The organism is Xanthomonas sp. LF06-19, assembly GCF_034105425.1.
Lineage (GTDB): Bacteria > Pseudomonadota > Gammaproteobacteria > Xanthomonadales > Xanthomonadaceae > Xanthomonas_A > Xanthomonas_A sontii.
This window is the reverse complement of the sequence record NZ_JAXGGH010000002.1, coordinates 325,011-351,522: the sequence shown is the minus strand read 5'-3', so window position 1 is coordinate 351,522 and position 26,512 is coordinate 325,011. Positions and strand designations below refer to the sequence as shown.

At 70.4% G+C, this 26,512-nt stretch carries 27 protein-coding genes and 2 pseudogenes; 15 read left to right on the top strand and 14 right to left on the bottom strand.

What is annotated here, in order from left to right; all coding sequences use genetic code 11:
- Position 1: 1 nt before the first annotated feature.
- From rocF to SLW55_RS05570, 4 genes are all read left to right on the top strand, one after another.
- Positions 2–925: an arginase gene (gene rocF, locus SLW55_RS05585; protein WP_026144365.1), complete on the top strand. Its 924-nt coding sequence runs from the start codon at positions 2–4 to the stop codon at positions 923–925.
- Positions 926–1,067: 142 nt separating this feature from the next.
- On the top strand, positions 1,068–1,220 hold the full coding sequence (locus SLW55_RS05580; protein WP_017908941.1) for an entericidin A/B family lipoprotein: 153 nt from the start codon (positions 1,068–1,070) through the stop codon (positions 1,218–1,220).
- A gap of 52 nt (positions 1,221–1,272) precedes the next feature.
- Positions 1,273–1,407 (top strand): entericidin A/B family lipoprotein, encoded by a 135-nt coding sequence (locus tag SLW55_RS05575; RefSeq protein WP_026143575.1) that lies wholly within the window; start codon positions 1,273–1,275, stop codon positions 1,405–1,407.
- A gap of 186 nt (positions 1,408–1,593) precedes the next feature.
- Complete coding sequence (locus SLW55_RS05570; RefSeq protein ID WP_043093613.1) at positions 1,594–1,809, top strand: CsbD family protein; 216 nt, start codon at positions 1,594–1,596, stop codon at positions 1,807–1,809.
- Positions 1,810–1,879: 70 nt separating this feature from the next.
- Here SLW55_RS05570 and SLW55_RS05565 read toward each other — a convergent pair whose 3' ends face one another.
- Entirely contained in the window at positions 1,880–2,782 is a 903-nt protein-coding gene (locus SLW55_RS05565; protein WP_320744792.1) for a hypothetical protein, read from the bottom strand.
- 156 nt (positions 2,783–2,938) lie between these two features.
- On the opposite strand from SLW55_RS05565, the gene SLW55_RS05560 reads away from it, so the two are divergent.
- From SLW55_RS05560 to SLW55_RS05550, 3 genes and pseudogenes are all read left to right on the top strand, one after another.
- On the top strand, positions 2,939–4,231 hold the full coding sequence (locus SLW55_RS05560; protein ID WP_152236650.1) for a tryptophan--tRNA ligase: 1,293 nt from the start codon (positions 2,939–2,941) through the stop codon (positions 4,229–4,231).
- Between the two features lie 361 nt (positions 4,232–4,592).
- The gene (locus SLW55_RS05555) at positions 4,593–5,525 is read left to right on the top strand and encodes an MBL fold metallo-hydrolase (RefSeq protein WP_267103629.1); all 933 of its coding nucleotides are present in this window, start codon (positions 4,593–4,595) and stop codon (positions 5,523–5,525) included.
- Between the two features lie 107 nt (positions 5,526–5,632).
- A pseudogene (locus SLW55_RS05550) lies at positions 5,633–5,743 on the top strand (peptidase); the annotation flags it as partial.
- A 381-nt stretch (positions 5,744–6,124) separates the two neighbouring features.
- Here SLW55_RS05550 and SLW55_RS05545 read toward each other — a convergent pair.
- Both SLW55_RS05545 and SLW55_RS05540 read right to left on the bottom strand, forming a co-directional pair.
- Positions 6,125–6,706, bottom strand: coding sequence for a hypothetical protein (locus tag SLW55_RS05545; RefSeq protein ID WP_320744791.1), 582 nt, complete (start codon positions 6,704–6,706; stop codon positions 6,125–6,127).
- A 473-nt stretch (positions 6,707–7,179) separates the two neighbouring features.
- Positions 7,180–7,593, bottom strand: coding sequence for a Rap1a/Tai family immunity protein (locus SLW55_RS05540; RefSeq protein ID WP_320744790.1), 414 nt, complete (start codon positions 7,591–7,593; stop codon positions 7,180–7,182).
- Between the two features lie 122 nt (positions 7,594–7,715).
- Here SLW55_RS05540 and yedA point away from each other — a divergent pair, with 122 nt between their 5' ends.
- Together yedA and rarD are read left to right on the top strand one after the other, a co-directional pair.
- On the top strand, positions 7,716–8,612 hold the full coding sequence (yedA, locus tag SLW55_RS05535) for a drug/metabolite exporter YedA (protein WP_295964540.1): 897 nt from the start codon (positions 7,716–7,718) through the stop codon (positions 8,610–8,612).
- Positions 8,609–9,511, top strand: a complete 903-nt coding sequence (gene rarD / locus SLW55_RS05530) for an EamA family transporter RarD (RefSeq protein WP_320744789.1) — start codon at positions 8,609–8,611, stop codon at positions 9,509–9,511. The genes yedA and rarD overlap by 4 nt, the downstream gene beginning before the upstream one ends.
- 132 nt (positions 9,512–9,643) lie before the next feature.
- Here rarD and SLW55_RS05525 read toward each other — a convergent pair whose 3' ends face one another.
- The 5 genes from SLW55_RS05525 to SLW55_RS05505 form a co-directional block, all read right to left on the bottom strand.
- Entirely contained in the window at positions 9,644–10,786 is a 1,143-nt protein-coding gene (locus SLW55_RS05525; RefSeq protein ID WP_320744788.1) for an alpha/beta fold hydrolase, read from the bottom strand.
- Positions 10,787–10,936: 150 nt separating this feature from the next.
- Positions 10,937–12,247: an ABC transporter permease gene (locus SLW55_RS05520; RefSeq protein ID WP_320744787.1), complete on the bottom strand. Its 1,311-nt coding sequence runs from the start codon at positions 12,245–12,247 to the stop codon at positions 10,937–10,939.
- 64 nt (positions 12,248–12,311) lie between these two features.
- Positions 12,312–13,469 carry an FtsX-like permease family protein gene (locus SLW55_RS05515; RefSeq protein ID WP_017908953.1) on the bottom strand — a complete coding sequence of 386 codons (1,158 nt, stop codon included), beginning with the start codon at positions 13,467–13,469 and terminating at the stop codon, positions 12,312–12,314.
- A gap of 13 nt (positions 13,470–13,482) precedes the next feature.
- Positions 13,483–14,172 carry an ABC transporter ATP-binding protein gene (locus SLW55_RS05510; protein ID WP_017908954.1) on the bottom strand — a complete coding sequence of 230 codons (690 nt, stop codon included), beginning with the start codon at positions 14,170–14,172 and terminating at the stop codon, positions 13,483–13,485.
- 929 nt (positions 14,173–15,101) lie between these two features.
- On the bottom strand, positions 15,102–16,349 hold the full coding sequence (locus tag SLW55_RS05505; RefSeq protein WP_267098790.1) for an efflux RND transporter periplasmic adaptor subunit: 1,248 nt from the start codon (positions 16,347–16,349) through the stop codon (positions 15,102–15,104).
- A gap of 250 nt (positions 16,350–16,599) precedes the next feature.
- On the opposite strand from SLW55_RS05505, the gene SLW55_RS05500 reads away from it, so the two are divergent.
- From SLW55_RS05500 to SLW55_RS05480, 5 genes are all read left to right on the top strand, one after another.
- Positions 16,600–17,502, top strand: coding sequence for an ABC transporter ATP-binding protein (locus SLW55_RS05500; RefSeq protein ID WP_267098789.1), 903 nt, complete (start codon positions 16,600–16,602; stop codon positions 17,500–17,502).
- On the top strand, positions 17,499–18,284 hold the full coding sequence (locus tag SLW55_RS05495; RefSeq protein ID WP_267098788.1) for an ABC transporter permease: 786 nt from the start codon (positions 17,499–17,501) through the stop codon (positions 18,282–18,284). Before SLW55_RS05500 ends, SLW55_RS05495 begins: the two co-directional genes overlap by 4 nt.
- 100 nt (positions 18,285–18,384) lie before the next feature.
- Positions 18,385–19,584: a sensor histidine kinase gene (locus SLW55_RS05490; RefSeq protein ID WP_267098787.1), complete on the top strand. Its 1,200-nt coding sequence runs from the start codon at positions 18,385–18,387 to the stop codon at positions 19,582–19,584.
- Positions 19,585–19,636: 52 nt separating this feature from the next.
- On the top strand, positions 19,637–20,239 hold the full coding sequence (locus SLW55_RS05485; protein WP_026143841.1) for a response regulator transcription factor: 603 nt from the start codon (positions 19,637–19,639) through the stop codon (positions 20,237–20,239).
- Positions 20,240–20,342: 103 nt separating this feature from the next.
- Positions 20,343–22,034: a diguanylate cyclase gene (locus SLW55_RS05480; protein ID WP_152236636.1), complete on the top strand. Its 1,692-nt coding sequence runs from the start codon at positions 20,343–20,345 to the stop codon at positions 22,032–22,034.
- A gap of 88 nt (positions 22,035–22,122) precedes the next feature.
- Here SLW55_RS05480 and SLW55_RS05475 read toward each other — a convergent pair.
- From SLW55_RS05475 to SLW55_RS05465, 3 genes and pseudogenes are all read right to left on the bottom strand, one after another.
- Positions 22,123–22,284: pseudogene (locus tag SLW55_RS05475) on the bottom strand (TonB-dependent receptor); the annotation flags it as partial.
- 184 nt (positions 22,285–22,468) lie between these two features.
- On the bottom strand, positions 22,469–23,038 hold the full coding sequence (locus tag SLW55_RS05470) for a cytochrome b (protein WP_320744786.1): 570 nt from the start codon (positions 23,036–23,038) through the stop codon (positions 22,469–22,471).
- Entirely contained in the window at positions 23,035–24,132 is a 1,098-nt protein-coding gene (locus tag SLW55_RS05465) for a catalase family peroxidase (protein ID WP_152236634.1), read from the bottom strand. The genes SLW55_RS05470 and SLW55_RS05465 overlap by 4 nt, the downstream gene beginning before the upstream one ends.
- Before the next feature lie 212 nt (positions 24,133–24,344).
- Between SLW55_RS05465 and SLW55_RS05460 the strand changes: the two genes are divergently transcribed.
- Positions 24,345–25,295 carry a sodium:calcium antiporter gene (locus SLW55_RS05460; RefSeq protein ID WP_295942839.1) on the top strand — a complete coding sequence of 317 codons (951 nt, stop codon included), beginning with the start codon at positions 24,345–24,347 and terminating at the stop codon, positions 25,293–25,295.
- Between the two features lie 64 nt (positions 25,296–25,359).
- Here the strand turns inward: SLW55_RS05460 and SLW55_RS05455 are convergent, their stop codons facing one another.
- Genes SLW55_RS05455 through SLW55_RS05445 form a run of 3 tightly spaced genes read right to left on the bottom strand, consistent with a single transcriptional unit; the run spans position 25,360 to position 26,512 of the window.
- The gene (locus SLW55_RS05455; RefSeq protein ID WP_017908202.1) at positions 25,360–25,731 is read right to left on the bottom strand and encodes a Na+/H+ antiporter subunit G; all 372 of its coding nucleotides are present in this window, start codon (positions 25,729–25,731) and stop codon (positions 25,360–25,362) included.
- Positions 25,728–26,012 carry a K+/H+ antiporter subunit F gene (locus SLW55_RS05450; protein WP_017908201.1) on the bottom strand — a complete coding sequence of 95 codons (285 nt, stop codon included), beginning with the start codon at positions 26,010–26,012 and terminating at the stop codon, positions 25,728–25,730. Before SLW55_RS05450 ends, SLW55_RS05455 begins: the two co-directional genes overlap by 4 nt.
- Entirely contained in the window at positions 26,009–26,512 is a 504-nt protein-coding gene (locus SLW55_RS05445; protein ID WP_010341382.1) for a Na+/H+ antiporter subunit E, read from the bottom strand. Before SLW55_RS05445 ends, SLW55_RS05450 begins: the two co-directional genes overlap by 4 nt.

Here is a 26,512-nt window from a genome sequence, read left to right as displayed (position 1 = left end):
CATGAAGTCGTCCTTTCTGCCGGTGTCCCTGATCGGCGTTCCCACCGATATCGGGGCCGGCCACCGCGGTGCGCGCATGGGGCCGGAGGCACTGCGCATCGCCGGCCTGCACGAGGCGCTGGCCAATCGTGGCGTGGAGGTGCGCGACATCGGCAACATCGATGGCCCGCGCAATCCCTGGCAGGCGCCGGTCGACGGCTACCGCCACCTGGACGAGGTGGTGGCCTGGAACCGCGCGCTGATGGAGGCCAGCTACGCCGAGCTGCGCGCCGGGCGCATGCCGATCGTGCTCGGCGGCGACCATTGCCTGGGCATCGGTTCGATCACCGCGGTGGCGCGTTACTGCCGCGAGCAGGGCCGCAAGCTGCGCGTGCTGTGGCTGGACGCGCACTCGGACTTCAACACCAGCGAGGTCACGCCGTCGGGCAACGTGCATGGCATGCCGGTGGCCTGCCTGTGCGGGCTGGGCCCGCAGGCGCTGACCGAGCTCGGCGGCAGCGCGCCGGCGCTGCGCCCGGAGCAGGTGCGGCAGATCGGCATCCGCTCGGTCGACCCGGACGAGAAGCGGCTGATCAAGCAGCATCGTGTGGACGTGTACGACATGCGCTACATCGACGAGATGGGCATGAAGCGGACCATGGAGGCGGCGCTGGACGGGCTCGACGCCGACACCCATCTGCACGTCAGCTTCGACGTGGACTTCCTCGACCCCAGCATCGCCCCGGGTGTCGGCACCACCGTGCCTGGCGGCCCCAACTACCGCGAGGCGCAGCTGGTGATGGAGATGATCGCCGACAGCGGGCGCATGGCCTCGCTGGACATCGTGGAGCTGAATCCGGTGCTGGACCACCGCAACCTGACCGCGGAGCTGGCCGTGGACCTGGTGGAGAGCCTGTTCGGCAAATCGACCCTGATGCGGGACTGAGCGACGCGGGCTTACCCTGAATGGGTCGCCGGTTCATTCACGTGAAATCCACAGTCGTGACGGCAGATTCACCCCCAGACGGTAGCGCGGCGACGCCTATCGCCGCCCACCCCGACCACCTGCGATTGCCGAGGACGACCCGATGAAGCGACTGACCACCCTGTTGATGCTGACCCTGTTTTGCGCTGGTGTGCTGACCGGCTGCAACACCGTTGCCGGCGCCGGCAAGGACATGCAGAAGGCGGGCGAGAAGGTGGAAGACACCGCCAAGGATTGCAGCGCGGGCAAGTGCTGAGTTTCGCGCGGCCGTGTGCCGCGTCCCATGACCAAGTGAAGGAGTTAAACCCATGAAGCGTACGTTTGCGTGGATGCTGCTGGCGATGTTCTCTGTGGGCCTGCTGGCCGGTTGCAACACCGTTGCCGGTGCCGGCAAGGACGTGCAGAAGGCGGGCGAGAAGGTCCAAGACGCCGCCAAGAACTGAGCCTCGTCTCGGTGACCAGAAACGGGTCGGCTTGCCGGCCCGTTTTTTTTTGCGCGGCTGCCGACCACCGCGTAACGGTTCACGATGCTCATGCATCGCTGACGCTGCGTTGATCGGTTCGCGACGCAGGCCGCGCAATGCTGCGCGGGCGGCGTAAGGCGCCGCTTACACATCACGAGAGATGCCATGAACAAAGACATCATTGCCGGCAAGTGGACCCAGCTCAAGGGCAAGATCAAGGCGCAGTGGGGCGACCTCACCGACGACGACTTCGACGTCGCCGAAGGCAACACCCAGTACCTGGCCGGCAAGCTGCAGGAGCGCTACGGCTGGGCGCGCGATCGCGCCGAGAAGGAAGTGCACGCGTTCCGCGACGGCCTGGGCAAGGAATACCACGACTGAGGCGCACACCGCCCCAGCGTCGTCGACACGGGCCGCATTGCGGCCCGTGCTTTTTTGGTGCGCGGGACGCTCAGCGCTCCGGCGGATCGGGCACGTAGTCGCCGGGAAACGCGCTTGGCGCAACCGCCACGCGCCGCGGCGGCAGGTTCCGCGGCAGCACGCCGCGTGCGATCAGCCGTGCGCGGCTGTCGTAGCGCAGCTCGGTCCGTTGCATCGGCACGTCGCTGGCGCGCTCGAATTCTGTGACGCGCGAAGGCGACCATTCGCGCGCGCCGTGGCCGGTGCCCAGGCGCTGCTGCACGCGGGCAGCGGAGGTGCCTTCGCGTGCATACGTGCGTGCGTCCGCGGACGGTGCCGCCGCGAGGGGTGCGGCCGCACTGCGTTGCGGGGCGTCGGCGGCCGCTGCCGGTGCAGGCATTGCTTCCGGCGTCGGGACGCCGGGCGTTGCCGCGCGCGCGGCTGCGTTGGCAGCTCTCTCGGCGTCGACGCCTGCGTTCCCCGGGACGGTATCGGGCCATGCCCGCGCTTCGTCGAACACCGCCATGCCGATCACGCCGACGTTGCGCGGACGTCCGGTGCGTGCCGCATAGCTGTCCTCCAGGTCGGTGAACACGAACTGCGCCACGTCCTCGGACGATTTGCGCCACCCGGCGATCTCGGTTTGTTGCCACGGCGCCAGCACATAGCCGCGCTGGTCGCTGGCCGCGGTCTGGCCACTGACCGCATTGACGCCGTCCACCGACAGCACCACCAGCACCAGCGCCCCGGTCAGGTTGGTCAGGCGCAACGCGTAGCGGTGGCCGGGCGTGGCGGCGATCCAGCGCTCGCCGCGCCAGGCATGCGCGGGCAGCGGATCGTCGCCGGCATCGCGATCGATCACCTGCAGCTGCACCGCCGGCGCCGAGCTCGGTGGCGACGGCCATGGACGAAAGCCGCACAGCCCGCCGATGCACAGCAGCGCGAAGGCGAGCACGGCGAGGGAACGGGAACGGCGGGGCAGGGAAGGAGCAGGAACGTGCATCGCGGCGACTCCAGGACGGGGACGCCGGATTGAACGCACCACGCGCCGGAACGGGGTTGTCGCGCAGCGGGTAAACTCGCCGGGTTTCCCCCTGACCGTCCATTCCGCATGACCACCCGCGTTCTCACCGGCATCACCACCTCCGGCACGCCGCACCTTGGCAACTACGTCGGCGCCATCCGCCCCGCGCTGCAGGCCAGCCGGCGTCCCGGCATCGAGAGCTTCTTCTTCCTGGCCGATCTGCACAGCCTGATCAAGGCGCAGGACCCGGCGCGGACCCAGCGTTCGACCCTGGAGATCGCGGCGACCTGGCTGGCGGCGGGCCTGGATCCGGCGCAGGTGTGGTTCTACCGCCAGTCGGACGTGCCGGAGACCAACGAGCTGACCTGGTTCCTGACCTGCGTCGCCGGCAAGGGCATCCTCAACCGCGCGCACGCCTACAAGGCGGCGGTGGACAAGAACCGCGCCGACGGCGAGGACGACGATGCCGGGGTCACCGCCGGCCTGTTCATGTATCCGGTGCTGATGGCCGCCGACATCCTGTTGTTCAAGGCGCAGCAGGTGCCGGTGGGCCGCGACCAGATCCAGCACATCGAGATGGCGCGCGATTTCGCGCAGCGCTTCAATCACGTCTACGGCCGCGAGCACTTCGTGCTGCCCGATGCGCTGATCGACGAGCAGGTGGCGACGCTGCCCGGGCTGGATGGGCGCAAGATGAGCAAGAGCTACGACAACACCATTCCGCTGTTCGCCCCGCGCGAGGAGCTGAAGAAGCGGGTGTTCGCCATCGTCACCGATTCGCGCGCGCCCGGCGAGCCGAAGGAGACCGAGGGCTCCGCGCTGTTCCAGCTGTACCAGGCCTTCGCCAGCGCCGAGGAGACGGCCGCGTTCGCGCAGGCGTTCGCCGCCGGCATCGGCTGGGGCGAGGCCAAGCAGCAGCTGTTCGAGCGCATCGATGCCGAGATCGCGCCGATGCGCGTGCGCTACGAAGCGCTGATGGCGCGTCCGCAGGACATCGAGGCGATCCTGCGCGACAACGCGCAGCGCCTGCGCGAACGCTATGCGATCCCGTTCCTGGCCGAGCTGCGGCACGCGGTGGGCCTGCGCGATCTGTCGGCGCAGGCCGATGGCGCTACCGAAGCGGCGACGGCCAAGCAGGCGCTGCCGAGCTTCAAGCAGTACCGCGAGGCCGACGGCCAGTTCTACTTCAAGCTGCTTGATGGCGAGGGCGTGCTGCTGTTGCAGAGCGGCGGCTTCGCCTCGCCGCGCGATGCCGGGCAGACCATCGCTGCGCTCAAGCAGGCTGCACAGGCCGAGGCGCTGCAGGCGGCGCCGGTGATTCTGGAGGCGCCGGCCGAGACGGTGCTGGCGGCGCTGGCGCGCTTGCGCGAGGCGGGCTGAGCGCAAGCGCGGCGGTCCGTCGTAGAAGCGGCTCCGACAGGGCGGCACTAAGCCTTGTCGGAGGATTGCATTGTGGGAGGGACTTCAGTCCCGACGACGGAGGGTGTCAGGCGGCGCTCGGCTTCGCTTTTCGCGGCTGCATGACGGTCGACTCCTACAGACAAATGACGCGTTCCATCGCGACATCCGAAGCGCGTGTGTTTGCCGGCCGCATGCAGTCGGGACTGAAGTCCCTCCCACAATGGGCTGTCGGGTCTCCGGCGTTTCCGTTATTCGTCCTCATCCGGCCCTTGCCGCCCGGCACTGGCAGCATCCTCCATACCGCCTAGAATGGAGCTTCGCCCAGCCACGCTTCTGCGCCATGCCACGCGATCCCAGCATCCATCTCGTCGATACCGGCTTCCAGCGCGCGCAGTTCGATGCCGCCTATCTGATCGTGGAGAACGGGCGCGGCGCCTTCGTCGACTGCGGCACCAGCCATGCCGTGCCGCTGCTGCTGGACGCCCTGGCGCACGCCGGTCTGGCGCCGGCCGACGTGGACTGGCTGATCCTCACCCACGTGCACCTGGACCATGCCGGCGGTGCGGGTGCGCTGCTGCAGCACCTGCCGAACGCGCGTCTGCTGGTGCATCCGCGCGGTGCGCCGCACATGATCGATCCGGCGCGGCTGATCGCCGGCGCCACCGCGGTGTACGGCGAGGCGGAGATGGCGCGCAGCTACGGCAGCATCGTGCCGGTACCGGCGGAGCGCGTGGTGGTGGCCGAGGACGGCCATCGCCTGTCGCTGGCCGGGCGCGAGCTGTTGTGCATCGACACCCCCGGGCACGCCCGCCATCACCTGTGCGTGTGGGACGCACGCAGCCGCAGCTGGTTCAGTGGCGACACCTTCGGCCTGTCCTACCGCGAACTGGACAGCGCGCGCGGTGCGTTCGCGATCCCGACCTCGTCGCCGGTGCAGTTCGAGCCGGAAGCGATGCAGGCCTCGATCCAGCGCATGCTCGGCTACGCGCCGCAGACGCTGTATCTCACCCACTACGGTCCGGTGGAGGGCGCCGAGACGCTGGCGGCGGAGCTGCTGGAGCAACTGGAGGCGATGGTGGCGATCGCGCGTGGCTGCGACGGCCGTTCCGACCGCCATCGCTGCCTGGTCGCGGCGCTGACCGCGCTGTATCTGGAGCGGGCGCGGCTGCATGGCTGTCCGCTGGACGATGCCGGCGTGGAGCGCGTGCTGCACATGGACATCGAACTCAATGCGCAGGGCCTGGCCTGCTGGCTGGATCGTCCCGCGCGCTGAACGGCGGCCGGTTTCGCGCACACGAATGCGTCGCCGTGCTGTCTCCGCACGACGCCATTCTCTACACTGTGCGGCCCGCTTGTTGCCAGGTCGTGACCGTGAACCCGATGCGCATGTTGCTGCTGTCCGCTTCCCTGTTCATGGGAGGTGCGGCACAGGCGGCCAACGATGCGCTGGCCGGCGATGCGGGCGGCGACGCCGATGCCTTGGAGCGGCATGCCTTGCCGGCGAACAGCGATCCGGCCGAGGCCTGTGGTCCGGCGATGCCGGGCTGAGCGACGCCGGTCGAGCGACATACGAGTGCCGTCACAGCACGTTGGCTGGGCGGTGCCGGAGCCGTTGGCCATGGCCGGCGATACGTGCGTTGCGCTGGGGATGCGGTAGAAGGGGATCTTCGCGGGTGGCGCAAGGCCACGCGTAGGAGCAGCTTCAGCCGCGACGGGGCGTGACCGGCAATGCCTGTCGCGGTTGAAGCCGCTCCTGCGAGAGAACAACGCGGTGTTCGGCAAGGCTGCGAAAAGCGCGCGCTAGAAGTGGCCTGAAGCCGTTTCTACCGTGCCAGGTGCGTGCGGGTGCCGCAGGCGACCATGCCGCACTGCTCAGGCAGTGGTGTCGATCAACCCGCCGACGATGCCCTGATTGAGCAGGTCGCCGCTGACCGTGCCGCTGAGGCTGGGATCGGACTGCAGCAGCGAAGACAGCTGCGGGGTCAGGCCCTGGCTGCTGAAGACACCGGAGGCGTTGTACAGGCCCGGGGTCGACGGCGGCGCGGTGATGGTGCCGAGCAGGCCCTGGTCGTATGTCTGCGTGGCCTGATCGAGGGTGGGGTAGGGCGCGGTGCCGGTCGAGGTCGACGCGCCGGCGGTCGAGGTGGAAGTGCCGGCAGACGAGGCCACATCGCTCGGGCCGGCGCTGACGATGCTGTTGAACAGCCCGGCCGCGTTGTAGGTCAGGCCCGTGTCGGCCGGGATGGTTCCCGCGAGGCCGCCGAGGCTGAAGATCACCGAGGCCTCGCCGGACAATTCCACCGCCTGCTGCACCGCTGCCGGGTCGTTGCTGGCCACGATCGGGTTGCCGGCTTGAGCCGAACCGCTGGAGGCACTCTCTGCGGAAAAGCCATAGGGCGACGTGCCATAAGGCGTGACGGTGCCGAGCGGCGACAGTGCGGTATCGATGGCCATGGCAGTGCGCAGCGAGCAGGTGTGTGTGCGTACAGATACGCCCGTGCGGCTGAACCGTCTCTTAGGTTTTTCGGGGGCTGCGGAGCGCCGGAGCGGGCTGCAGTTGCGCTGTCTTGGACGTCGGCTGATCGGTGGAAACTTCAGGGGTCAGAACTGCATTGAGCAGCACGCTCCTTGCGCGAGGCCGGTCTCGTTTCTTCGGCCAGAGCGCGGCGCGGGTCGGCCATGCGCAGTGGCGGCAGCTGACGCGACCTGATTGAGATCCTTCATCTGCTGCGCGCTGCTGGTCTGGCTGTTGGCGCGCCCACGCGGACCTGCAGCGCCGCGGCCTGGTGATCACGGTGGAGCGCCGGGCGCCGCTGGCGGTGGCTGCGGTGCCAGTGTGGATGCCCGTGCGGCACCCGACGCATCGTCGCGCCAGCGGCTCATCACTGCCTCGTCGCGCCGACGCGACCTTGAGGCAGGCGGCGCCCTCAGTGCGATGGGCGGCGTGGCTTGGCAGGTTTGCAGGGGTACCGTTTGGCCAGGGCCTGCACGACCAGGTCGCTGGCGCGTTCGTCCAGGCGCGTATCGGGCAGCGCGACGAGATCGGCGACCAGGGCCTGGACATCCGGTGGACCGGACTGGCCGGCCGGTCGGCACCATCGCGCGCCCTCGCTGCCGGCCGCGATGCCGAGCATGTAGGCGGCCGCCGTGCGCGAGGACACGATGACCCGCAGTTCCTGCGGTTGCTGCGGACCCAGGTCGTCTGCCAGCGAGCCGTCCAGCGGGGCTTCCAGCAACTGATGTCCGTTCAAGTCCCAGGGTCCGGCAGGCGGGCGTGCCGCGCTGTTGCTGCCCAGCGCCGCCAGCAGGGGCAGCGCGAGCCAGGTGCGGTGTGATGTCATCCACGACTCCTTTCTCGACGAACGATCTGTACGCCGCGGCAGCGCGCCGCGCGCGGGCGAGACGGCTTGCGCGCAGACCAGGTGCTCTAGAATAGCGCCCCCGCTGTCTCTGGCGCCGTCCGATGCCTTCTGCTCCTGTCGCCGCTGCGCCTGCGCGCGGCGGCTTCGTCGTTCTCGCCCTGTTCCTGGTCTATGTCGTCTGGGGCTCGACCTATCTGGCGATCCGCTTCGCCCTGGAAGGCGGCGCGCCGCCGTTGAGCGTGGTCTCCGGCACGCGCTTCGTGATCGCCGGCAGCGTGCTGTACGCGGTGCTGCGCTGGCGCGGGGTGCCCGCGCCCACGCGCGCGCAGTGGCGGCCGCTGGCCATGCTCGGTGCGCTGATGCTGGTCTGCGGCAATGGTCTGGTGGTGCTGGCCGAGCGTCAGGTGTCCTCGGGGCTGGCGGCGGTGGCGGTGGCCTCGGTGCCGCTGTGGATGGCGCTGTTCGGCACGTTGCGCGGCCATCACGCCAGCCGCGGCGAATGGCTGGGGATCGTGGTCGGCTTCGCCGGCGTGGTGTGGCTCAACGCCGGCAGCAGTCTCAATGCCAGCCCGCTGGGCCTGGTGCTGCTGTTGATCGCGCCGGTCGGCTGGGCGATCGGCTCGGTGTGGTCGCGCGGGCGCGATCTGCCGATGCCGTTCATGGCCGCCGCCGGGCAGATGCTGTGCGGCGGGGTGATGCTGGTGGCGATCGGCCTGCTCAGCGGCGAACGCCTGCACACGCTGCCGAGTACGCAGGGGATGCTGGCGGTGGCCTACCTGTGCGTGTTCGGCTCGATCGTCGCCTTCACCGCCTACGTGTGGCTGCTGCAGAACGTACGCCCGGCACTGGCCGGCAGCTATGCCTACGTCAATCCGGTGATCGCGGTGGCGCTGGGCAGTTGGCTCGGCAGCGAACGCTTCAGCGCCAGCGATTTCGGTGCGATGGCGGTGATCCTGGCCGGCGTGGTGGTGATCACCGTGGCGAGGACCCGGCGATGACCGCGGTCGCCGCGCAGGAGGCCCGGCGCGGCCTGTGGATCACCGCGGCGACCTTCGCGCTGTGGGGCGTGGTGCCGGTGTACTGGCACCTGCTGCAGGCGGTGCCGTCGCCGCACATCATCGCCCACCGCATCGTCTGGAGCACGCTGCTGGTGGTGGCCTGGCTGGTGTACAGCGCACGCCTGCAGTGGTGGCGGCGCATTGCCGCGCAGCCGCGCGCGCTGGCCACGCTGGCGCTGAGCAGCGTGGCGATCGCCTTCAACTGGGGCCTGTACATCTGGGCGGTCAATGCCGGCCACGTGATCGAGACCAGCCTGGGCTACTTCATCAATCCGCTGGTCAACGTGCTGCTCGGGGTGCTGGTGCTGCGCGAGCGGCTGCGTCCGCTGCAATGGCTGGCCGTTGCCTGCGCCGCGCTGGGCGTGGCCTGGCTGACCGTCGACGCCGGCACGCTGCCGTGGATCGCGCTGGGCCTGGCCGGCTCGTTCGGGCTGTACGGCCTGCTGCGCAAGCTGGTGCAGGTGGATGCGGTGGCCGGGCTGGGCGTGGAGAGCCTGTACCTGTTCCTGCCGGCGCTGGGCTTCGTGCTGTGGGGCGAAGCCGGCCACGGCGGCGGCTTCGCCGGTGCGTGGGGCTGGCGCAACGACCTGCTGCTGGCATTCGGCGGCGTGGTCACCGCGGTGCCGCTGATCGGTTTCGCCTACGGCGTGCGGCGCATCCCGCTGTCGCTGGTGGGGCTGCTGCAGTACATCGCACCGAGCCTGCAGTTGCTGCTGGGCGTGTGGTTCTTCCGCGAGCCGTTCGACGCGGGCAAGGCGATCGGCTTTGCCGCCATTTGGATCGGCTTGCTGCTGTTCGCCGGCGAGAGCTTGTGGCGGCGAGCGGGGATTAGGGATTAGGGATTGGGGATTGGGGATTGGCAAGAGCATGAGCCGCCGCGGAACCAGCAGGCCGACAGTACAGCCCGCTGTTACGAATCCCCAATCCCGACTCCCTGCTTTCCACAGCCGAATGGCTGGTCATCCCGCCGCTCAGCCGCGGCTATCGCTCGCCGCCGGCCCACCCGTCAGCTGCAACTCGGGATCCGCACGCGGCGGCAAGGGCTGCGGGCAGCGGCCGCCGTGGCTCGGCGACTGCAGGTCGGCGAACCAGTCCTCCACGGTCGGCGCCAGCAGGTCCAGCCGCATCGGCAGGCTGAGGTGGTTCTCGCCGGGCATTTCCAGGTAGTGCGCGCGCGGGGCGTCCAGCGCCAGCAGGCGGCCGTGCGCCACCGGGATGTGCTGGTCGGCGCTGCCGTGCAGCAGCAGCACGCAGGCCGGTGCGGCGCGCGCGGCGGCGGTGACGTCGACCTGGTCCAGGTTGAGCGCCAGGCGCTGGTTGGCGTTGGCGATCACCGCATCCAGGTTCTGCCCGCCGTAGCGCCAGCGCGCCAGGTCCATCGCCGCGCTGGCCATCCAGCCGCGCGGGCGGCTGGCGAGCATGTGCGGGATCATGTCGCGGATGCCGCGGCCGGCGTTGGCGAAGGATTCCATGGCAACCACGCCGTCGATCTGATCGCCGAGCTTCTGCGCAGCGAACAGCGCGGTGGCCGCGCCGTAGGACACGCCGAACAGGTACACCGGACCCTGCACCTCGCCGCTGGCGCGCAGGGCGCGGATCACCGCGACCACGTCGTCGGACTCGCGGGTGCCGTAGCCGGCCGGGCCGCCGCCGGAGCGGCCGTGGTTGCGCAGGTCGATGCTGATGCTGCGGTAGCCGGCCTGGGCCAGGTCCAGCGACCACGGCAGCAGCGAGTCGCCGTCCATCATCCAGCCGTGCAGCAGCACCACGGTGCCGCGCGGGGCCATGTGCGTGGTCGGCGCCGGGGTGGCCACGTCCATGGCGAAATCGGCGTGCTCGTGGCCGCTGGCGTCGCGGCCGGCATGCTCGTAGCGGTAGCGCATGTGGTAGTCGCCCGGGTCGATGGCGCGCCAGAAGATCGGGATGCCGCCGGGCACCACCACGTGGCCGCTGCGGTTGGGCAGGGTCGCCAGCAGGCTCTGGATGCGCTCCTCGTCCATCAACGGCGACACGCCGCCCGGCGCGACCAGGCGGTCGCTGAGCGAGGTGGAGGAGCAGGCGCTCAGCCACAGGCTGGCGCAGAGGACGAGCAGCAGGCGCAGGCGCGAGGACATGGGCGTGGCGGCGTGGAACCAAATGGCCGCGCAGGCTAGCGCCTCGGCGGCGGCCGTTCTACCGCGTTTCGATGACGGAACGATGACGCGTCAGCCGCCATTGGGCCGGGCCGGGACAGCGGTCCCGGCCCGGCGCGTTCAGCCCTGGCGCTACAGCGCGCGCAGGGCGGTGGTGATCGGCAGCCGCGCCGCGCGCAGCGCCGGGAACAGGCCGCCGACCAGGCCGATGCCCAGCGCCCACTTCAGCCCGGTCCACAGCAGCGGCGGGGAGACCTTGAACTGGAACACCACCTGGCTGAAGTTGCTGCCCAGGGTGGAGACGCTGTAGCCGTTGAAGATCGCCCAGGCGATCAGCCCGCCCAGCACCCCGCCGAGCAGCGCCAACAGCATGGTCTCCAGCATCACCGCCACCACCACCGGCAACCCGCGGAAGCCGAGCGCGCGCATCGTGGCGATCTCGCGGGCACGGGTGGCGACCGCCGCGTACATGGTGTTGAGCGCGCCGAACACCGCGCCGATCGCCATGATGGTGCCGATGAAGGTGCCCAGGACCTCCAGCACCTTGCTGAGGTTGCCGCCCTGCTTGCGGTAGTACTCGCGGGTGGTGAACACGTCCAGCTTCAGCCGCGGGTCGGCGTCCATCGCCGCCTTGAACTGGCGTAAGCCGTCCTGGCCCTGGGTGCGCACGCTGATCGACTGGTAGGCGCTGCGGTTGTAGGTGGTGGCCAGGGTCTGGGTGTCGGTCCACAGCTCCGAGTCGTGCGCGTCGCCGCTGGCGAACACGCCGACCACGGTCCAGGCCTGGTTGCCCAGGGTCAGGGTCTGGCCGAGCTGCAGGCCGCGGAACTGCGATTGCGCGCCCTTGCCGACCACGATCTCGCGCAGGCCCGGTTGGAAGCGACGGCCCTGCAGGAGCTTGACCTTGTCGTGCACCGCCCAGCCCTGCTCGCCGACGCCGCGGAACTGCGCGTTGACGTCGGTGCCGTCGGACTTGGACTGCAGGTTCACCACCTGCGACAGTTCCGGCGAGACCAGCGGGCGGTTGTCGGCGCCGCGCGCCACACCGGCCAGGCTGGCGATCAAGGGCACCTGGTCGCGGGTGATGACCGAGTTGGTCTCGGCCTGCGAGCCGCCGCGCAGGACGATGGCGGTGGTGTCGTCGCCGGTGCTGTCCAGAGTGGCCTGGAAACCCTGGCCCATCGCCAGCATCGCCACCAGCACGCCGACCACGCCGGCGATGCCGACCACGATCACCGAACTGGCGCCCCAGCGCTGCGGCAGGCTGGCGATGCCGATGCGCGCGGCAGCCAGCGACAGCCGGCCGCTGCGGGTGGCCAGCAGCAGCACGGCGAGCACCGCCACCAGCGCCAGCACCAGGAACCAGGGCAGGGCGATCCAGATTCCCAGGCCGAGCGCCAGCGCCGCGATCGCCAGGACATTCCATAACCATTGCATCTTCATTGCGTTGTTCCTCGGGTCTGCGTCGCCGTCCGTGGCATCGCTGTGCTGGAGAGAAGGGGCGGGCTCAGCGCCCGGCCAGGGCGTCGACGATCTTCAGCCGCTGCGCGCGCAGCGCCGGCAGCAGGCCGACCACCACGCCGATGACCAGCATCAGTGCCACGCCGATCAGCCAGGTCTGCGCCGGCACAGCGTGCACCGGCAGCGCGCCGCGGCTGGCGCTGGCCAGCACCGGGATCGCCGCCGCCGCCAGCGCCATGCCGAGCAGGCCGCCGAGCACGATCAGCAGCACCGACTCCACAATCACCAGGGTCAGCACCGTGCGGTCCTGGAAGCCCAGGGTCTTGAGCGTGGCCAGTTCCGGAATGCGTTCGCGCACGGCCTGCGCCATGGTGTTGCCGGTCAGCAGCACCAGGGTGAAGAACACCGCGCCCATGATCGAGGTGACGATCAGGCCGATGTCGGCGAACTGCTTGACGAAGGCCTGCTGGAACGCCGACTCGGTCTGCGACTTGGTCTCGTGGTCGGAGTTGGCCGACAGTGCATCGATCGCCTGCGCCACGCGCGAGGCGTGCTCGGGGTTGTCCAGCCGCACCGTGTACCAGCTGACCCGGCCCTTGATGTAGTCGTTGCTCTCGTCGAAGTACTTCCAGTTCATCATCAACTGGTTCTCCGCCTGCACGTTGGCGCGGTCCTTGGCGCGGAAGATCGCCTTCAGTTCCAGCGGCCAGTCGTTGCTGCCGCCGCGCGGGAAGATGGTGGCCTGCAGCGGGATCACGTCGCCGACCTTCCAGCCGTTCTTCTTCGCCAGCGCCTCGCCCACCGCCGCACCGGTGCGGGTGTCGCGAAACGCCTTGAGCTGCTCCGGCGGCATCTCGTACTCGCTGTACACGTCGAAGAAGTTCGGCGCCACCGAGAAGTTGGGGAAGAAGTCCTTGGGATCCTTGTAGATGCCGCCGAACCACATCGCATAGGTCACGTCGCGTACGCCCGGCACGCTGCGGATCTGCGCTTCCAGGCGCACCGGCAGCGACTGGGTGATCGACAGGCGCGAGGCCACGACCAGGCGGTTGACGCCTTCCACCGAGCCGCCGGCGGTGAACGCGACGCGCACCGAGTCGAGCAGGCCAAACAGCAGGAACGCAACGATCACCGAGAACAGGGTCAGCACTGTCCGCGTCTTGCTGCGGAACAGTTGCGCCCAGATCAACGAAAAATACTTCATGGCATCGCCTCGCTCAGTGCGCGGCCGGCGCGTCGGCCAGCTCGCCCTTGTCCAGGTGCACGGTGTGGGTGGCGTACTCGGCGGCCTTGGGGTCGTGGGTGACCATGACGATGGTCTTGCCGTGGCTGCGGTTGAGTTCCTGCAGCAGGCCCAGCACGTCCTCGGCCGAACGCCGGTCGAGGTCGCCGGTGGGTTCGTCGCAGATCAGGAAGGTGGGGTCGGAGACGATGGCGCGGGCGATGGCCACGCGCTGCTGCTGGCCACCGGACAGTTCGCTGGGCTTGTGGTTGCGGCGCTCGGCCAGGCCGACCAGGGTCAGCGCGATCTCGGCATTGCGCTTGCGCTGGGCGGCGCTGAGCGAGGTCAGCAGCAGCGGCAGTTCGACGTTCTTCTGCGCGGTGAGCATCGGCATCAGGTTGTAGAACTGGAACACGAAGCCGACGTGGTGGCTGCGCCAGGTGGCGAGCTGGCCGCCGCTCATGCGGTCGATGCGCTGGCCTTCGATCTCGATCTCGCCGCCGCTGGGCGAATCCAGCCCGCCGATCAGGTTGAGCAGGGTGGTCTTGCCGGAGCCGGACGGACCCATCAGGGCGACGAAGTCGCCGCGGGCGATATCCAGGTCGATGCCGTGCAGGACCTGGACTTTCTCGGGGCCGCGCTGGTAGGTCTTGGTGACGTTGCGCAGGGTGACGAGGGTGGACATGGTGGTGTTCCTGGCGGTGGACGAGGTGGAGGCGATGCGGTCGCCGGTGGGCGAGGGGTTTACCGTTGCGGTTGCGGTTGCGGTTGCGGTTGCAAGTGCAAGTGCAGTTGTTGCTGTTGCTTCTGCTGTTGCTGTTGTTCTTGCTTTTGACTTGCCGGGTTCCCTTCCGAAGCGGCGGCCAGCGCGGGGAAAAACCCCGAAGGGGCGGCGTACATGGATGTACGCCGTCCGCGGCAGGGGCAGGATGCCCCTTCCGCGGATCCCCGGGCTGGACGCGGACCCGGAGCGCGTTAGCGCGGAGGGCGCGTAGGCAGGGTGTGCTTTCTTTTGGTTACTTTTCTTTGCACAAGCAAAGAAAAGTAACTCGCCGCAAGGCGAAAGCTTTGCTCTTGCACTTGCTGCTGCTTGATCTTAGAAGCGGCTTACGCAGCGACATGCATGACCGAGTACGTTTGTCGCGGCTGAAGCAGTTCCTACAGTTCTTCTTGTCCGACACGAGAGCTTGAAGCAACAGCAAAGGCTTTCGCCCTTTCGGGCGAGTTACTTTTCTTTGCTCGCGCAAAGAAAAGGTAACCAAAAGAAAGCGCGCCCTGCCTCGCGCCCTCCGCGCTACGCGCTCCGGGTCCGCGGATGCACCGGGGATTCGCGGAAGGGGCATCCTGCCCCTGCCGCGAACGGCGCACATCCATGTGCGCCGCCCTTCGGGTGTTTCCCCGGTCCATCCGCCGCTGCGGAAGGGAACCCGGTAAATCAAGAGCCGAAGCCAAGCAACAGCAGAGCAACAGCAGAGCAACAGCAGAGCAAGAGCAGAGCAAGAGCAGAGCAAGAGCAAGAGCAAGAGCGGTGTGACGGCGCTGGGTGCAGTTGAAAAGCGACTACATCAAGTGCGACATCGGGTGCTGACGCAATGTGCAGCACACCATCGCGCACTACTGCGCAGCGGCCTCCGCCGTCTTCACCTGCATGCCCGCATGCAAGGCCTCCGGCGGATCCAGCACCACCGTGTCGCCGGCGGACAGGCCGGACAGCACCTGGCGGTCGTCGCCCAGGGCGATGCCGGTCTTCAGCGCGCGCTGCTCGACCGTGTTGTCCTCCTTGACCGCGAACGCCACGTCCTGGCCGGCGCGCTTGACGATCGCCGCGCCCGGCACCCGCACGCCCTGCGGCGTGTGCTGCGCCTGCGGCTGCGGCGCCTCCAGGAAACTGACCCGCACGCCCATCTCCGGCACGATCCGCGCGTCCTTCTGCTTCAGTGCCACGCGCACCTTCACCGTCGCCTTGCCGCGGTCGGCGGAGGGGATGATCGCGATCACCTCGGCCGGGATCTTCCAGTCCGGATACGCGTTGAGCGTGGCCTCCACCGGCATGCCCGGCTTGACCCGGCCGATGTAGGACTCGCCCACCTCGACCTCGATCTCCAGCGAATCCATGTCGACGATGGTGCCGATGCCGGTGCGGGTGAAGCCGCCGCCGGCCGATAGCGGCGAGACGATCTCGCCCGGCTGCGCCGCCTTGGCGGTGACCACGCCGGAGAACGGCGCACGCACGATGGTGTTGTCCACGTTGAGATCGGAGATCGACAACTGGTTGCCGGCCACCGCCACGTTGCGTTGCGCGTTCTGCAACTGCGCACGCAGGGCATCGCGCTGCGCCACCGCCTGCTCGTACTGCGAGCGCGAGACCAGTTGCTGGCCGGCCAGGGTCTGCAGCCGCTGCGCGTCGGCATCGGCCTGGCGCACCTGCGCCTGCATGTTGGCGACCAGGCTGCGCGCCGCCTCCAGCTGCGAGGCCGACAGCACCCGTTGCGCGTTGGCGTCGATCGGATCCAGCGTCGCCATCACCTGGCCTTCCTGCACGCGCATGCCTTCCTCGATGCGCACCTCGCGGACCTTGCCGGTGATCTTGGCCGACACCGTGGCCATGCGCCGCGCCACCACGTAGCCGCTGGCGTCCAGCACCGAGGCGCTGCTGCTGCCGGGGGCGATCGCCACCACCGCGGCGGTGCGCACCTCCAGCGGCTTGCTGCGGCCGAACAGCCACCAGCCGCCGGCGCCCAGGGCGAGCAGCACCACCAGCAGCACCACGGCGATCCACAGCCCGCGCCGCGACGGCGGCTCGCTCGGCGGCGCCTTGCGGTCGATACGGAGTTCCTTGAGCAGGTCGGAGGAAGTACTCATCGTGTCCTTGAACGAAACGGTCGGCGCGCTGCAGTGTGCGAGCCACCGGCCGCTGTGGGCATGGCCGGAAGTCACTTTCTGCGATGCGCTGTAGCGGGAGAACGCCGCCCCTCGGCGTGGATCGCAGCATGCGGCAATCGTGCGGGGGCTGCCAGTGACAGATGTCATCCACTGCAGCTGACGCGCCGCACTGGGCGGCGACTCCGCCGCGGCGCAGCCTAGGCACTCCCTGCCAGCACCGGAGTGTCCCATGCCCGATCACGATGCGTTGCCGCTGGCGCAGCTCAGCGGCGTCCACAAGCGCTACGGGACGCTGGTCGCGCTCGACGGCGTCGACCTGCAGCTGCGGCCCGGCCAGTTGCTGGCGCTGCTGGGCGCCAACGGCGCCGGCAAGAGCACCGCGGTGAGCCTGCTGCTCGGGCTGCAGACGCCCGACGCCGGCAGCGTGCGCCTGTGCGGGCAGGATCCGCGGGCGCTGGCCGCACGCCGCCAGGCCGGGGCGATGCTGCAGACCGCCGGGCTGCCGGACACCCTGCGCGTGGGCGAACTGCTGCTGCAGGCGCGCGGTTATTACCCGCAGCCGCGCAGCGTCGCCGACTGCGTGGCGCTGGCCGGGTTGGACGGGTTGATGGCACGCCGCTACGGCCAACTGTCCGGCGGCCAGCAGCGCCGCGTGCAATTCGCGATGGCGATCTGCGGGCGGCCGCGGGTGCTGTTCCTGGACGAGCCCAGCACCGGCCTGGACATCGAGGCGCGGCAGGGCCTGTGGCGGGCGATCCGCGAGCTGGTCGCCGACGGCTGCGCGGTGCTGCTGACCACGCACTATCTGGAAGAGGCCGAGGCGCTGGCCGACCGGGTGGCGGTGCTGCAGCGCGGCACGCTGATCGCCGAGGGCAGCGTCGCCGAACTGCGTGCGCGCTTCGAACAATGCACCATCCGCTGCCGCAGCGCGCTGCCGGCGGCGCAGGTGGCGCAGTGGCCGCAGGTGCGTCGCGCCGAGAGCCGCGACGGGGTGCTGGAGGTGGTCGCCGAGCCGGCCGAGCCGGTGGTGGCGCGGCTGCTCGCCGGCGATCCGGCGCTGACGGCGCTGGAAGTGCGCCGTGCCGGCCTCGCCGACGCCTTTCTCGCCATCACCCGTGCGGAGGCCGCATGAATCCGATCGATCTGTCCGTTGCTTCCCCGGCGGCCGCCTGGTCGTTGCGCGACCAGGGCGCGCTGCTGTTGCGCGAGATCCGCTACGAGGTGCTGCGCTGGCTGCGCACGCCGTCGTTCGCCTTGCCGACGCTGCTGTTCCCGCCGTTGTTCTACCTGCTGTTCGGCGTGCTGCTCAATCATGGGCGCCACGACGCGGCGGTGTACCTGATGGCCAGCTACAGCGTGTTCGGGGTGATGGCGCCGGCCCTGTTCGGGTTCGGCGTCGGCCTGGCCCTGGACCGCGAGCGCGGCCTGCTCGCGCTGAAGCGGGCGATGCCGGTGCCGCCGCTGGCCCTGCTGCTGGCGCGCACCGCGCTGGCGATGGCCTTCGCGCTGGCGATCGGCATATTGCTGCAGGCGCTGGCCGCGCTGCTCGGCGGGGTGATGCTGACGCCGGCGCAGCGGATCGGGCTGCTGCTGGTGGACGTGCTGGGCACGCTGCCGTTCTGCGCGATCGGGCTGGCGCTTGGCGCTTACGCCGGCGGCAGCGGCGCACCGGCGCTGGTCAACCTGATCTACCTGCCGATGGCGTTCCTGTCGGGATTGTGGATCCCGCTGCAGCTGCTGCCGGCGTGGCTGACCACGCTGGCGCCGCTGTGGCCGTCGTATCACCTGGGCCAGATGGCGCTGCGCGTGGTCGGGCAGGGCGACGGCCACGGCAGTGCCGGCCATGTCATCGCGCTGCTGGCGGTGACGGTGGTGTTCTACGCACTGGCGCAGCGGCGCCTGCGTCGCGGCTGATGGTGCGCCGTGCCGATCCCGGCGTCGCCGCGCGGTTTCGCGCGCCGGTGCCTTCGCTAAGCTATGCGCTGCGGCGGCCGTGCCGCCCTGGGAGCCCGACGTGATCGCCTTGCTGCACGCATCGCCCGACTCGCTGATCGCCCGCCGCATCGGCTGGAGCTCGGCCAAGTCCAGCACCCACTGGTTCGTGTGGCTGTCGCTGGTGTGGTCGATCTGGCTGTTCGTCACTCCGCTCTACGAACCGTACTACTTCCGCAACTGGTTCCCGCCGACGCTGGCCAGCTATCTGATGTTCCTGGCCCTGTACTACGTGGCCTACTACCGCCACCGGCGCTACCTGCCCTGGTGCGTGGCCGGCATGGCGGCGCTGGCGTTCGTGGTGCTGCCGTACAACCCCGGCGCGCAGTGCTACATCATCTATGCCTGCGCCTTCCTGGCGTTCTGCTTCGAGCCGAAGCGGGCGGTGGCGGCGATGCTGCTGGTGCTGGCCTCGTTCGCATTGGCCTGGACGATGCGCGGCTGGTCGCCGCTGTACATGGTCAGCGCGATGGTGGTCGGCCTGTCGGTGGGGCTGATGAACATCAGCTTCGAGCGCCGTGCGCGCGGCGAGGCGCAGCTGCGCCTGAGCCACGAGGAAGTGCGGCGCCTGGCGGCGGTGGCCGAGCGCGAGCGCATCGGTCGCGACCTGCACGACCTGCTCGGCCACACGTTGTCGCTGGTGGCGCTGAAGTCGGACCTGGCCACGCGCCTGCTCGCGCATGACGCCGCCGCGGCGCAGCGCGAGATGGAGGAAGTGGGCCAGGTGGCACGCGAGGCGCTGAGCCAGGTGCGGCGTGCGGTCAGCGGCATCCGCGCGGCGCAGCTGGCGGCGGAGATCGCCTCGGCCAAGCTGCTGCTGGAGTCGTCGGGGGTGAGCTTCCGCTACCAGGTCGAGGCCTTGCCGCCGTGCCCACAGCTGGAGACGGTGTTCGCGCTGGTGCTGCGCGAGGCCGCCACCAACATCCAGCGCCACGCGCGTGCCAGCCACGCGCAGTTGCGGCTGTGGTGCGAGCGCGGCCAGGCGCTGCTGGAACTGCGCGACGACGGCCGTGGCGGCGCGCTGCAGCCGGGCACCGGGCTGAGCAGCATGCGCGAGCGGCTGGAGGCGGTGGGCGGCAGCCTGCGCATCGCCTCCGAGCGCGGCCTGGGCACCTGCCTGGTCGCCGCCGCGCCCTTGCCGCGGGTCGAGGCGGCGATGGCGGACGCCGCGCCGGCGGCGCGGATGCAGTCCCCGGTGGACCAGGACGCCGCGCTCGGCTGAGCGCCGGCCCGGCCCGGGCACTACAATGGGCCGACAAGGACCGGGGGGTGCCGTGATTCGTTTAGTGCTGGCGGAGGACCAGGCAATGGTGCGCGGTGCGCTGGGCGCACTGCTGGGCCTGGAAGCGGATCTCGACCTGGTCGCCAGCGCGGCCGACGGCGAAGCCGCCTGGCGCGCGCTGCAGGCGCATGCGCCGGACCTGCTGGTCACCGACATCGAGATGCCCGGCCTCAGCGGCCTGGAGCTGGCCCAGCGCATCCAGCGCCAGCAACTGCCGGTGCGCGTCATCATCGTCACCACCTTCGCCCGCCCCGGCTTCCTGCGCCGCGCCCTGGACGCCGGGGTCGGCGGCTACCTGCTCAAGGATGCGCCGCCGCAGCGGCTGATCGAGGCGATCCGCCAGGTGCATCGCGGCGGCCGCGCGATCGACCCGGAACTGGCGCTGGAAGCCTGGTCCGAGGCCGACCCGCTCAACGACCGCGAGCGCCAGGTGCTGCGTCTGGCCGGCGAGGGCGCCTCGGCCGGCGACATCGCCACGCAGTTGGGGCTGTCGTCGGGCACGGTGCGCAACTACCTGTCCGAGGCGATCGGCAAGCTCGGGGTCGGCAACCGCATCGAGGCGGCGCGGCTGGCCCGGCAGAAGGGCTGGCTGTGACGCGGCGCGCGGTTCGGCCTGAAACTTGCATGGCTCCCTGCGCTTGACTGCGCGGCGCAGTGCAGGGCGCGCGCGGCCTTCCTTCCTCCCATTGGCCAACGCCATGCCCTCCACCACGATCAACCGCTATGGCGTGCCGCTGGCCCTGCTGCTGCTGTTGGGCATCAGTGGCGGCGTGCTGGTGGGCAGCGAGCGCTTTCTCGCCGATGCGGCCGCGGTGCAGCGCAGCCACCGGGTCATTGCCGAGATCAACGGCCTGCAGCTGAACCTCGCCGACTGCGATGCCTCGCTGCGCGGCTTCCTGCTGCTGGACAGCCGCGAACACCTGGCCGATTTCCGGGCGTGCCAGCGCGCGCTGCCGCCGCGGCTGCAGCAACTGGCCACGCTGCTGCAGGGCAACCCCGCGCAGCAGCAGCGGCTGCAGGAGGTCCAGGCGCAGATCGAGGCGCGCATACGCGACAGCGCGCTCGCCGTGGCCCGCTTCCAGGGCAGGGCGGCAGGCATGCGCAAGCCGGACCCGGAGCGCGCCCGCCAGGGCCGTCTGATGTCGCAGGCGATCCGGCGCAACACCGACAGCCTGGTGCGCAGCGAGCGCGCGGCGCTGGCCAGCAGCGCCCGCTCCACCGCCGCCAACGCCGACCTGCTGCGCCGGCTGGCGGTGATCGGCATCCCCACGGTGTGTGCGCTGACCCTGGGCCTGTACCTGCTGCTGCGCCGCGAGATCGGCCGCCGCAGTCAGGCCGAGCAGCGCGGTCACCATGCCAATGCGCTGCTGGTGGGCACCGTGCAGCAGATGCAGCGCACCGAACAGGATCTGCGCACGCTCAACCGCTGCAGCCGCGGACTGCAGAGCTGCGTGCAGCAGGACGAGGCGGTGGAGGTCGCGCGGCAGGCGCTGGAGCGCCTGCTCGGCGACGCCGGCTGCAGCGTGTACTGCACCGACGCGGCGGGCGAGCAGGCGGTCTGCGTCGCGCACTGGGGCGAGGATGCGGTGTGCGCGCCGTCGCTGTCGCTGAGCGGCTGCGAAGGCCTGCGCAGCCGCGCCACCCAGATCCAGCGGCCCGGTGCCGCGCCGGCCTGCGCGCACGCCGCCGGCGTGGCGCGCCATGGCACCTGCGTGCCGATGATGGTGCAGGGCGAGCCGCTGGGGCTGATCCATCTGTCCAGCCGCGATCCGGCCCTGCTCGAACGCCTGCCCCTGGTCGAGGTGGTGGCCGAACAGCTGGCGATGGCGCTGCACAACCTGCAGTTGCGCCAGCGCCTGCGCACGCAGTCGATCCGCGATCCGTTGACCGGGCTGTACAACCGCCGCTACTTGGAAGAGTCGCTGGTGCGCGAACTGGCGCGCTGCGAGCGACGCGACCAGCCGCTGGCGCTGATGATGCTGGACCTGGACCACTTCAAGGCGCTCAACGACCGCCTCGGCCACGCCGGCGGCGATGCCTTGTTGGCGGCGTTCGGTCAGTTGCTGGCCGGGCTGGTGCGGCCGGAGGACATCGCCTGCCGCTACGGCGGCGAGGAGTTCACGGTGATCCTGCCGGGCGCCGCCGCCGACGTGGCGCAGCGCCGCGCCGAGCAGATCCGCGCCGCGGTGGCGAACCTGCAGGTGCAGCACCAGGGTCAGGCGCTGCCGCCGGTGACCGTGTCGATCGGCGTGGCCGCCTATCCGGACCACGGCCGCAGCACCGAGGAGCTGCTGCGCTGCGCCGATGCGGCGCTGTACCGCGGCAAGCGCAGCGGCCGCAACCGGGTCGCTGCCGCTGGCGACGCACCGCTGCGCATCGCCGAGGCCTAGGCCGCCTCCATCCCGTGCATGCAGTGCCGCGGTCGCGCGCCTGCGCCGCGGCCGTGCCAGCGTCAGCACCCGCGCGCGGCCTGCCGGCTCAGAACGACCAGCTGAAGCTCAGCGTGCCGTTGCGCGGTTCGCCCCAGGCACCGTAGCCGTAGATCTGCGCGTAGTAACGCTTGTCCAGCAGGTTGTTGAGGTTGAGCTGCACCGAGAAGGCCGGCGACAGGCGGTAGCGCGCGAAAGCGCTGACCAGCGCGCCCGTCCGCCGACAAGTGTAACGGCGGCCCGGGGCCGGGACCATGTCGGGGCGACACAAACGCGTAGCGTCTCCCGTGAGACAGGCCGTACCGCGCTGGCCGAATCGACGTGCGCGTGACGGCGCTAGCGTGCGCAGCGCGGGACGCACGCGTTGCGCCCCGCGTGTCGCGTCGTCGGGTGGACTACGCCTTGTCGCGTGGCGCTGCAGGCGTCGCCGCGCCGCGCGCCATGCTCGAGAACACGCCGTCGCGGCGCACCCAGGCATGGAACAGCGCCGCGCACAGGTGCGCCAGCACCGTGGCGAACAGCAGGTAGGCCAGCCAGCCGTGCGCGCTGCGCAACCCGGCGTACAGCGTCGGGCTGTGCGGGGCGATCGGCGGCAGTTGCACGCCCGGCCACAGTACGATCGGGTAGCCGCCGGCCGAGAGCATCGACCAGCCGAGCAGCGGCATCGCCAGCATCAGCGCGTACAGCAGCCAGTGCGAGGCGTGGGCGGCGGCCTTCTGCCAGCGCGGCAGGTCGGCCGGCAGCGGCGGCGGCCGGTGCCGCAGGCGGTTGCCCAGGCGTACCAGCGCCAGCAACAGGATGGCGATGCCCAGCGGGCGATGCAGGTTCAGCAGCCAGGGCCGCTGCGACACCGAGGCGACCATGCCCACGCCGACGAACAGCATGGTCAGGATCATCGCCGCCATCAGCCAGTGCAGCACGCGCGCGAGCAGGTTGAAGTGGGTGGAGCGGTCGTCGCGGTTCATTGCGCACCTCCGTGCGGCTTACCGGTGGCGTCGGGCGCTTGGCCGCGGGCGATCTCGCGCTCGCGGCGGTTGAAGGACTGCGAATACACCGCCGAGCGCGCGGCCAGGATCGGATCGTCGGAGCCGGCGATGCCGTGCGGCAGGATCAGCGGATCGTAGTTGAGGTCGCGGCACGGCCCGGTGGCCTGCGGCTCGGCATGGTCCAGCACCAGGGTGCCGGCGACCACCTGCTGGCGGTCCTGCGGCCACGGCTGCGACGGATCGTCGACCGGGTCGCCGGGCGCGGCCACGGTCAGTACCAGATCCCAGCGCAGCGGACCGCGCGCCAGCCGCGCCTGCAGGTCTTCGCTGAGGAAGTCGGCGTCGGCCTTGGCGCGTTGCTCGGCCGACAGCGGCGCGAACGGGGTCTGCGGGCGCATCGACCAGCGCACCGCATGCGTGCTGCCGTCGGCGGCGGTGAAGCGGAACGCGTTGACGCCGTTGTACTGGGTGTTGGCCCAGCTGTTGGACCATGGTGCGGTCTTGGCCCACTCCTGGAACTTCTTCGCTTCCGGATAGCGCTGCAGGAACGCCGCCATCTTCGCCGGGTCCGGCTTGCCGGTGGCCGGATCCGGCCGCGCGGCCAGCGTCTGCGCCATGAAGCCCTCGGTGCTGGCGACCACGAAGAACGGGAAGCTGTTCATCGCCGTGCGCCATTCCTGGCCGTCGTCGCTGCGCAACTGCAGCGCCATGCTGCGCACGCGGGCGGCGCCGTCGGCGCCATGCGGGTCGCCGCCGCCGATCGACAGGCGGCCCAGCACCGGCACCGAGGATTGCGCGAACACCCGCGCCGAGGATAGCGCGCTGCCCTGGCCGTTGCCCTCGAAATGGCCGCTGACGCACACGCCCTTGCTGTGCGCACGGCGGAAGCCCGGATGGGGCGGGCCGCCGGCTTCGATGGCGTCGGTCATGCGCTGCGCGGTCAGCCGCTGCGGGCCGCCGAGCCAGCCGGCGCTCCAGGCGAAGGCGGCGGCGAGTGCCGCGGCGATCGCGGCGATGCCGGCCAGCGCCAGCCAGGGCCGCCGCGGCGGCGGCGTGGGATCGGGACGGGACATGGGGCGGCTCCTGTGGCGAAGGCGAGGGGAGGGACGCGGTCGGGCGCGCGGCAGGCGCTAGCAGACACGGTCGGGCATGAACGCAGTGCAGTGGCGGCGGGTTGCGCGCGGGACTGGCCGCCGCAGCGTGCCATGGCCGGGCAGGCACGACCACGGCGGCGTCATCGGCGCTGCGCATAGAATCGCCGCATCTTGCGGGCAGGGAGTCGGCGATGGCCGGTGCGATCGGATTGGTGCTGTTGGGGCTGGCGTTCCTGGCGCTGGGCGGGGACTCGATCGTGAAGGCGGCCTCCGGCCTGGCGCAGCGTTGCGGCGCCTCGCCGTTCGTGGCCGGCTTGCTGCTGGTGGCCTTCGGCACCTCGCTGCCGGAACTGGCGGTCAACGCGCGCGCCTACGCCGCCGGCGCGCAGGACCTGGCGTTGGGCAACGCGATCGGCAGCAACCTGGCCAATCTCGGCCTGACCCTGGGCCTGGCCGCGCTGGCGGCGCCGCTGCTGCTGCGCACGCGCCTGCTGCCGCCACTGCTGGTGCTGCTGACCCTGGCGACGCTGGCGCTGATCGGCTTCGGCCTGGATGGCGCGATCTCGCGCGCTGAGGGCGTGGCGCTGCTGCTGGCCTTCGTCGGCGTGGTCGCCTTCCTGCTGCTGCGCGCGCGGCATGAACCGGCCGCGCGCCAGCTCGGCGTGTCCGGCTACGCGGTGACCCGCACCGGGCTGGTGCTGAATCTGCTGCGCCTGCTGATCGCTCTCGTGTTGTTGAACGCCGGCGCCAATCTGGTGGTGGAACACGCGCCGCGGCTGGGTGCGGCCTGGGGCCTGTCGCCGCTGCTGGTCGGCCTGCTGCCGGTGGCGATCGGCACCGCGCTGCCGGAAGCCGCGGCCGCGGTGGCCGCCGCGCGCCGGGGCCAGGGCGACATGGTGGTCGGCCATGTGCTGGGCTCGAGCCTGTTCAACCTGCTGGTGGTGATCGGCGGCATGGCGGCGCTGCGGCCGCTGCCGTTGCCGGCCTCGTTCGTGCGCCTGGAACTGCCGGCAGCGATCGCGCTGGCGGCGGTGCTGTACCCGATGCTGCGCGGCGGCATGCGGTTGAGTCGCGGCGAGGGCGCGGTGCTGCTGGTGGCGTTCCTGGCGTGGGTGGGACTGGAGTTGGCGTTGGTGGCGTGAGTGCCGAGAGTGGGGAATCGGGAATCGGGAATCGGAAAAGCCGCTTCTACGCAGACCCGCGCGCTCAGCGCTCCTCCGGCTGCTCCGGCGGCGGCAGCCCTTCCTGCTCGGCGTGGTCGCTGCCCGGCACCTGCGGGCGCTGTTCCAGCATCAGCGACAGCGCCGCCTTGGCCATCATGTGCGCACTGATCGGCGCGGTGATGAACAGGAACGCGGTGATCAGCAACTCGCGCGGCTGCGGGTCCTGGCCCAGGAACAGGTGGTAGCCGACCGAGGCCAGCAGCACGCAGCCCACGCCCAGGGTGCTGGCCTTGGTCGGCGCGTGCAGGCGCTTGAAGAAGTCCGACAGCTTCACCAGCCCCAGCGCCCCGACCAGGATGAAGAAGCAGCCGACGATCAGTAGCAGCGACAGCCCGACCTGCAGCACGCCGATCATTCGACGATGTCCCGGCGCAGCACGAACTTGCTCAGCACCACGGTGCTGCCGAAGCCGAGCATGGCGATGATCAGCGCCGCCTCGAAATACACCGGCGAATCCAGGTACATGCCGAACAGCATCAATTCGGCGATCGCGGTCACCGACAGCGTGTCCAGCGCCAGGATGCGGTCGGGCACGGTCGGCCCGCGCAGCAGCCGCCACAGCGCCAGCAGCATCGCCAGCGCCACCACGTGCATGCACACGACGATCGTGGTCTCGATGAACATGTGGCTGGTCATGGGAAGATCTCCATCAGCGGCGCTTCGTAGCGCGTCTTGATCTGCCGGATCACGGTCTCGGCATCGTCCAGGTGCAGCACGTGCACCAGCAGGTACTTGCGGTCGTCCGACAGCGCCGCCGACACCGTGCCCGGGGTCAGGGTGATCATGCTGGTCAGCGCGGCGATGCCGTGGATGTTGGCGATGTCCAGCGGCACCCAGATGAAGCCGGGGTGGATGCGTTTCTCCGGACCGAGCACCTGCAGCGCCACCACCACGTTGGAGCGCACGATGTCCCAGGCCGCCACGCACAGCATCTTCGGCACCGGGCGCAGCGAGCCGATGCGCGCGAACTCGCGGTCCAGGCGCGCGGCGAACAGCGGCACCGCCACGCCCAGCACCGCGCCCAGCAGCACCTGGCCGAGACTGAAGCTGTCACTCATCAGCAGCCAGAACGCGGTGACCGTCAGGCTCAGCGGCCAGGACGGGAACAGACGGCGCGACCAGGGACGGGCGGACAT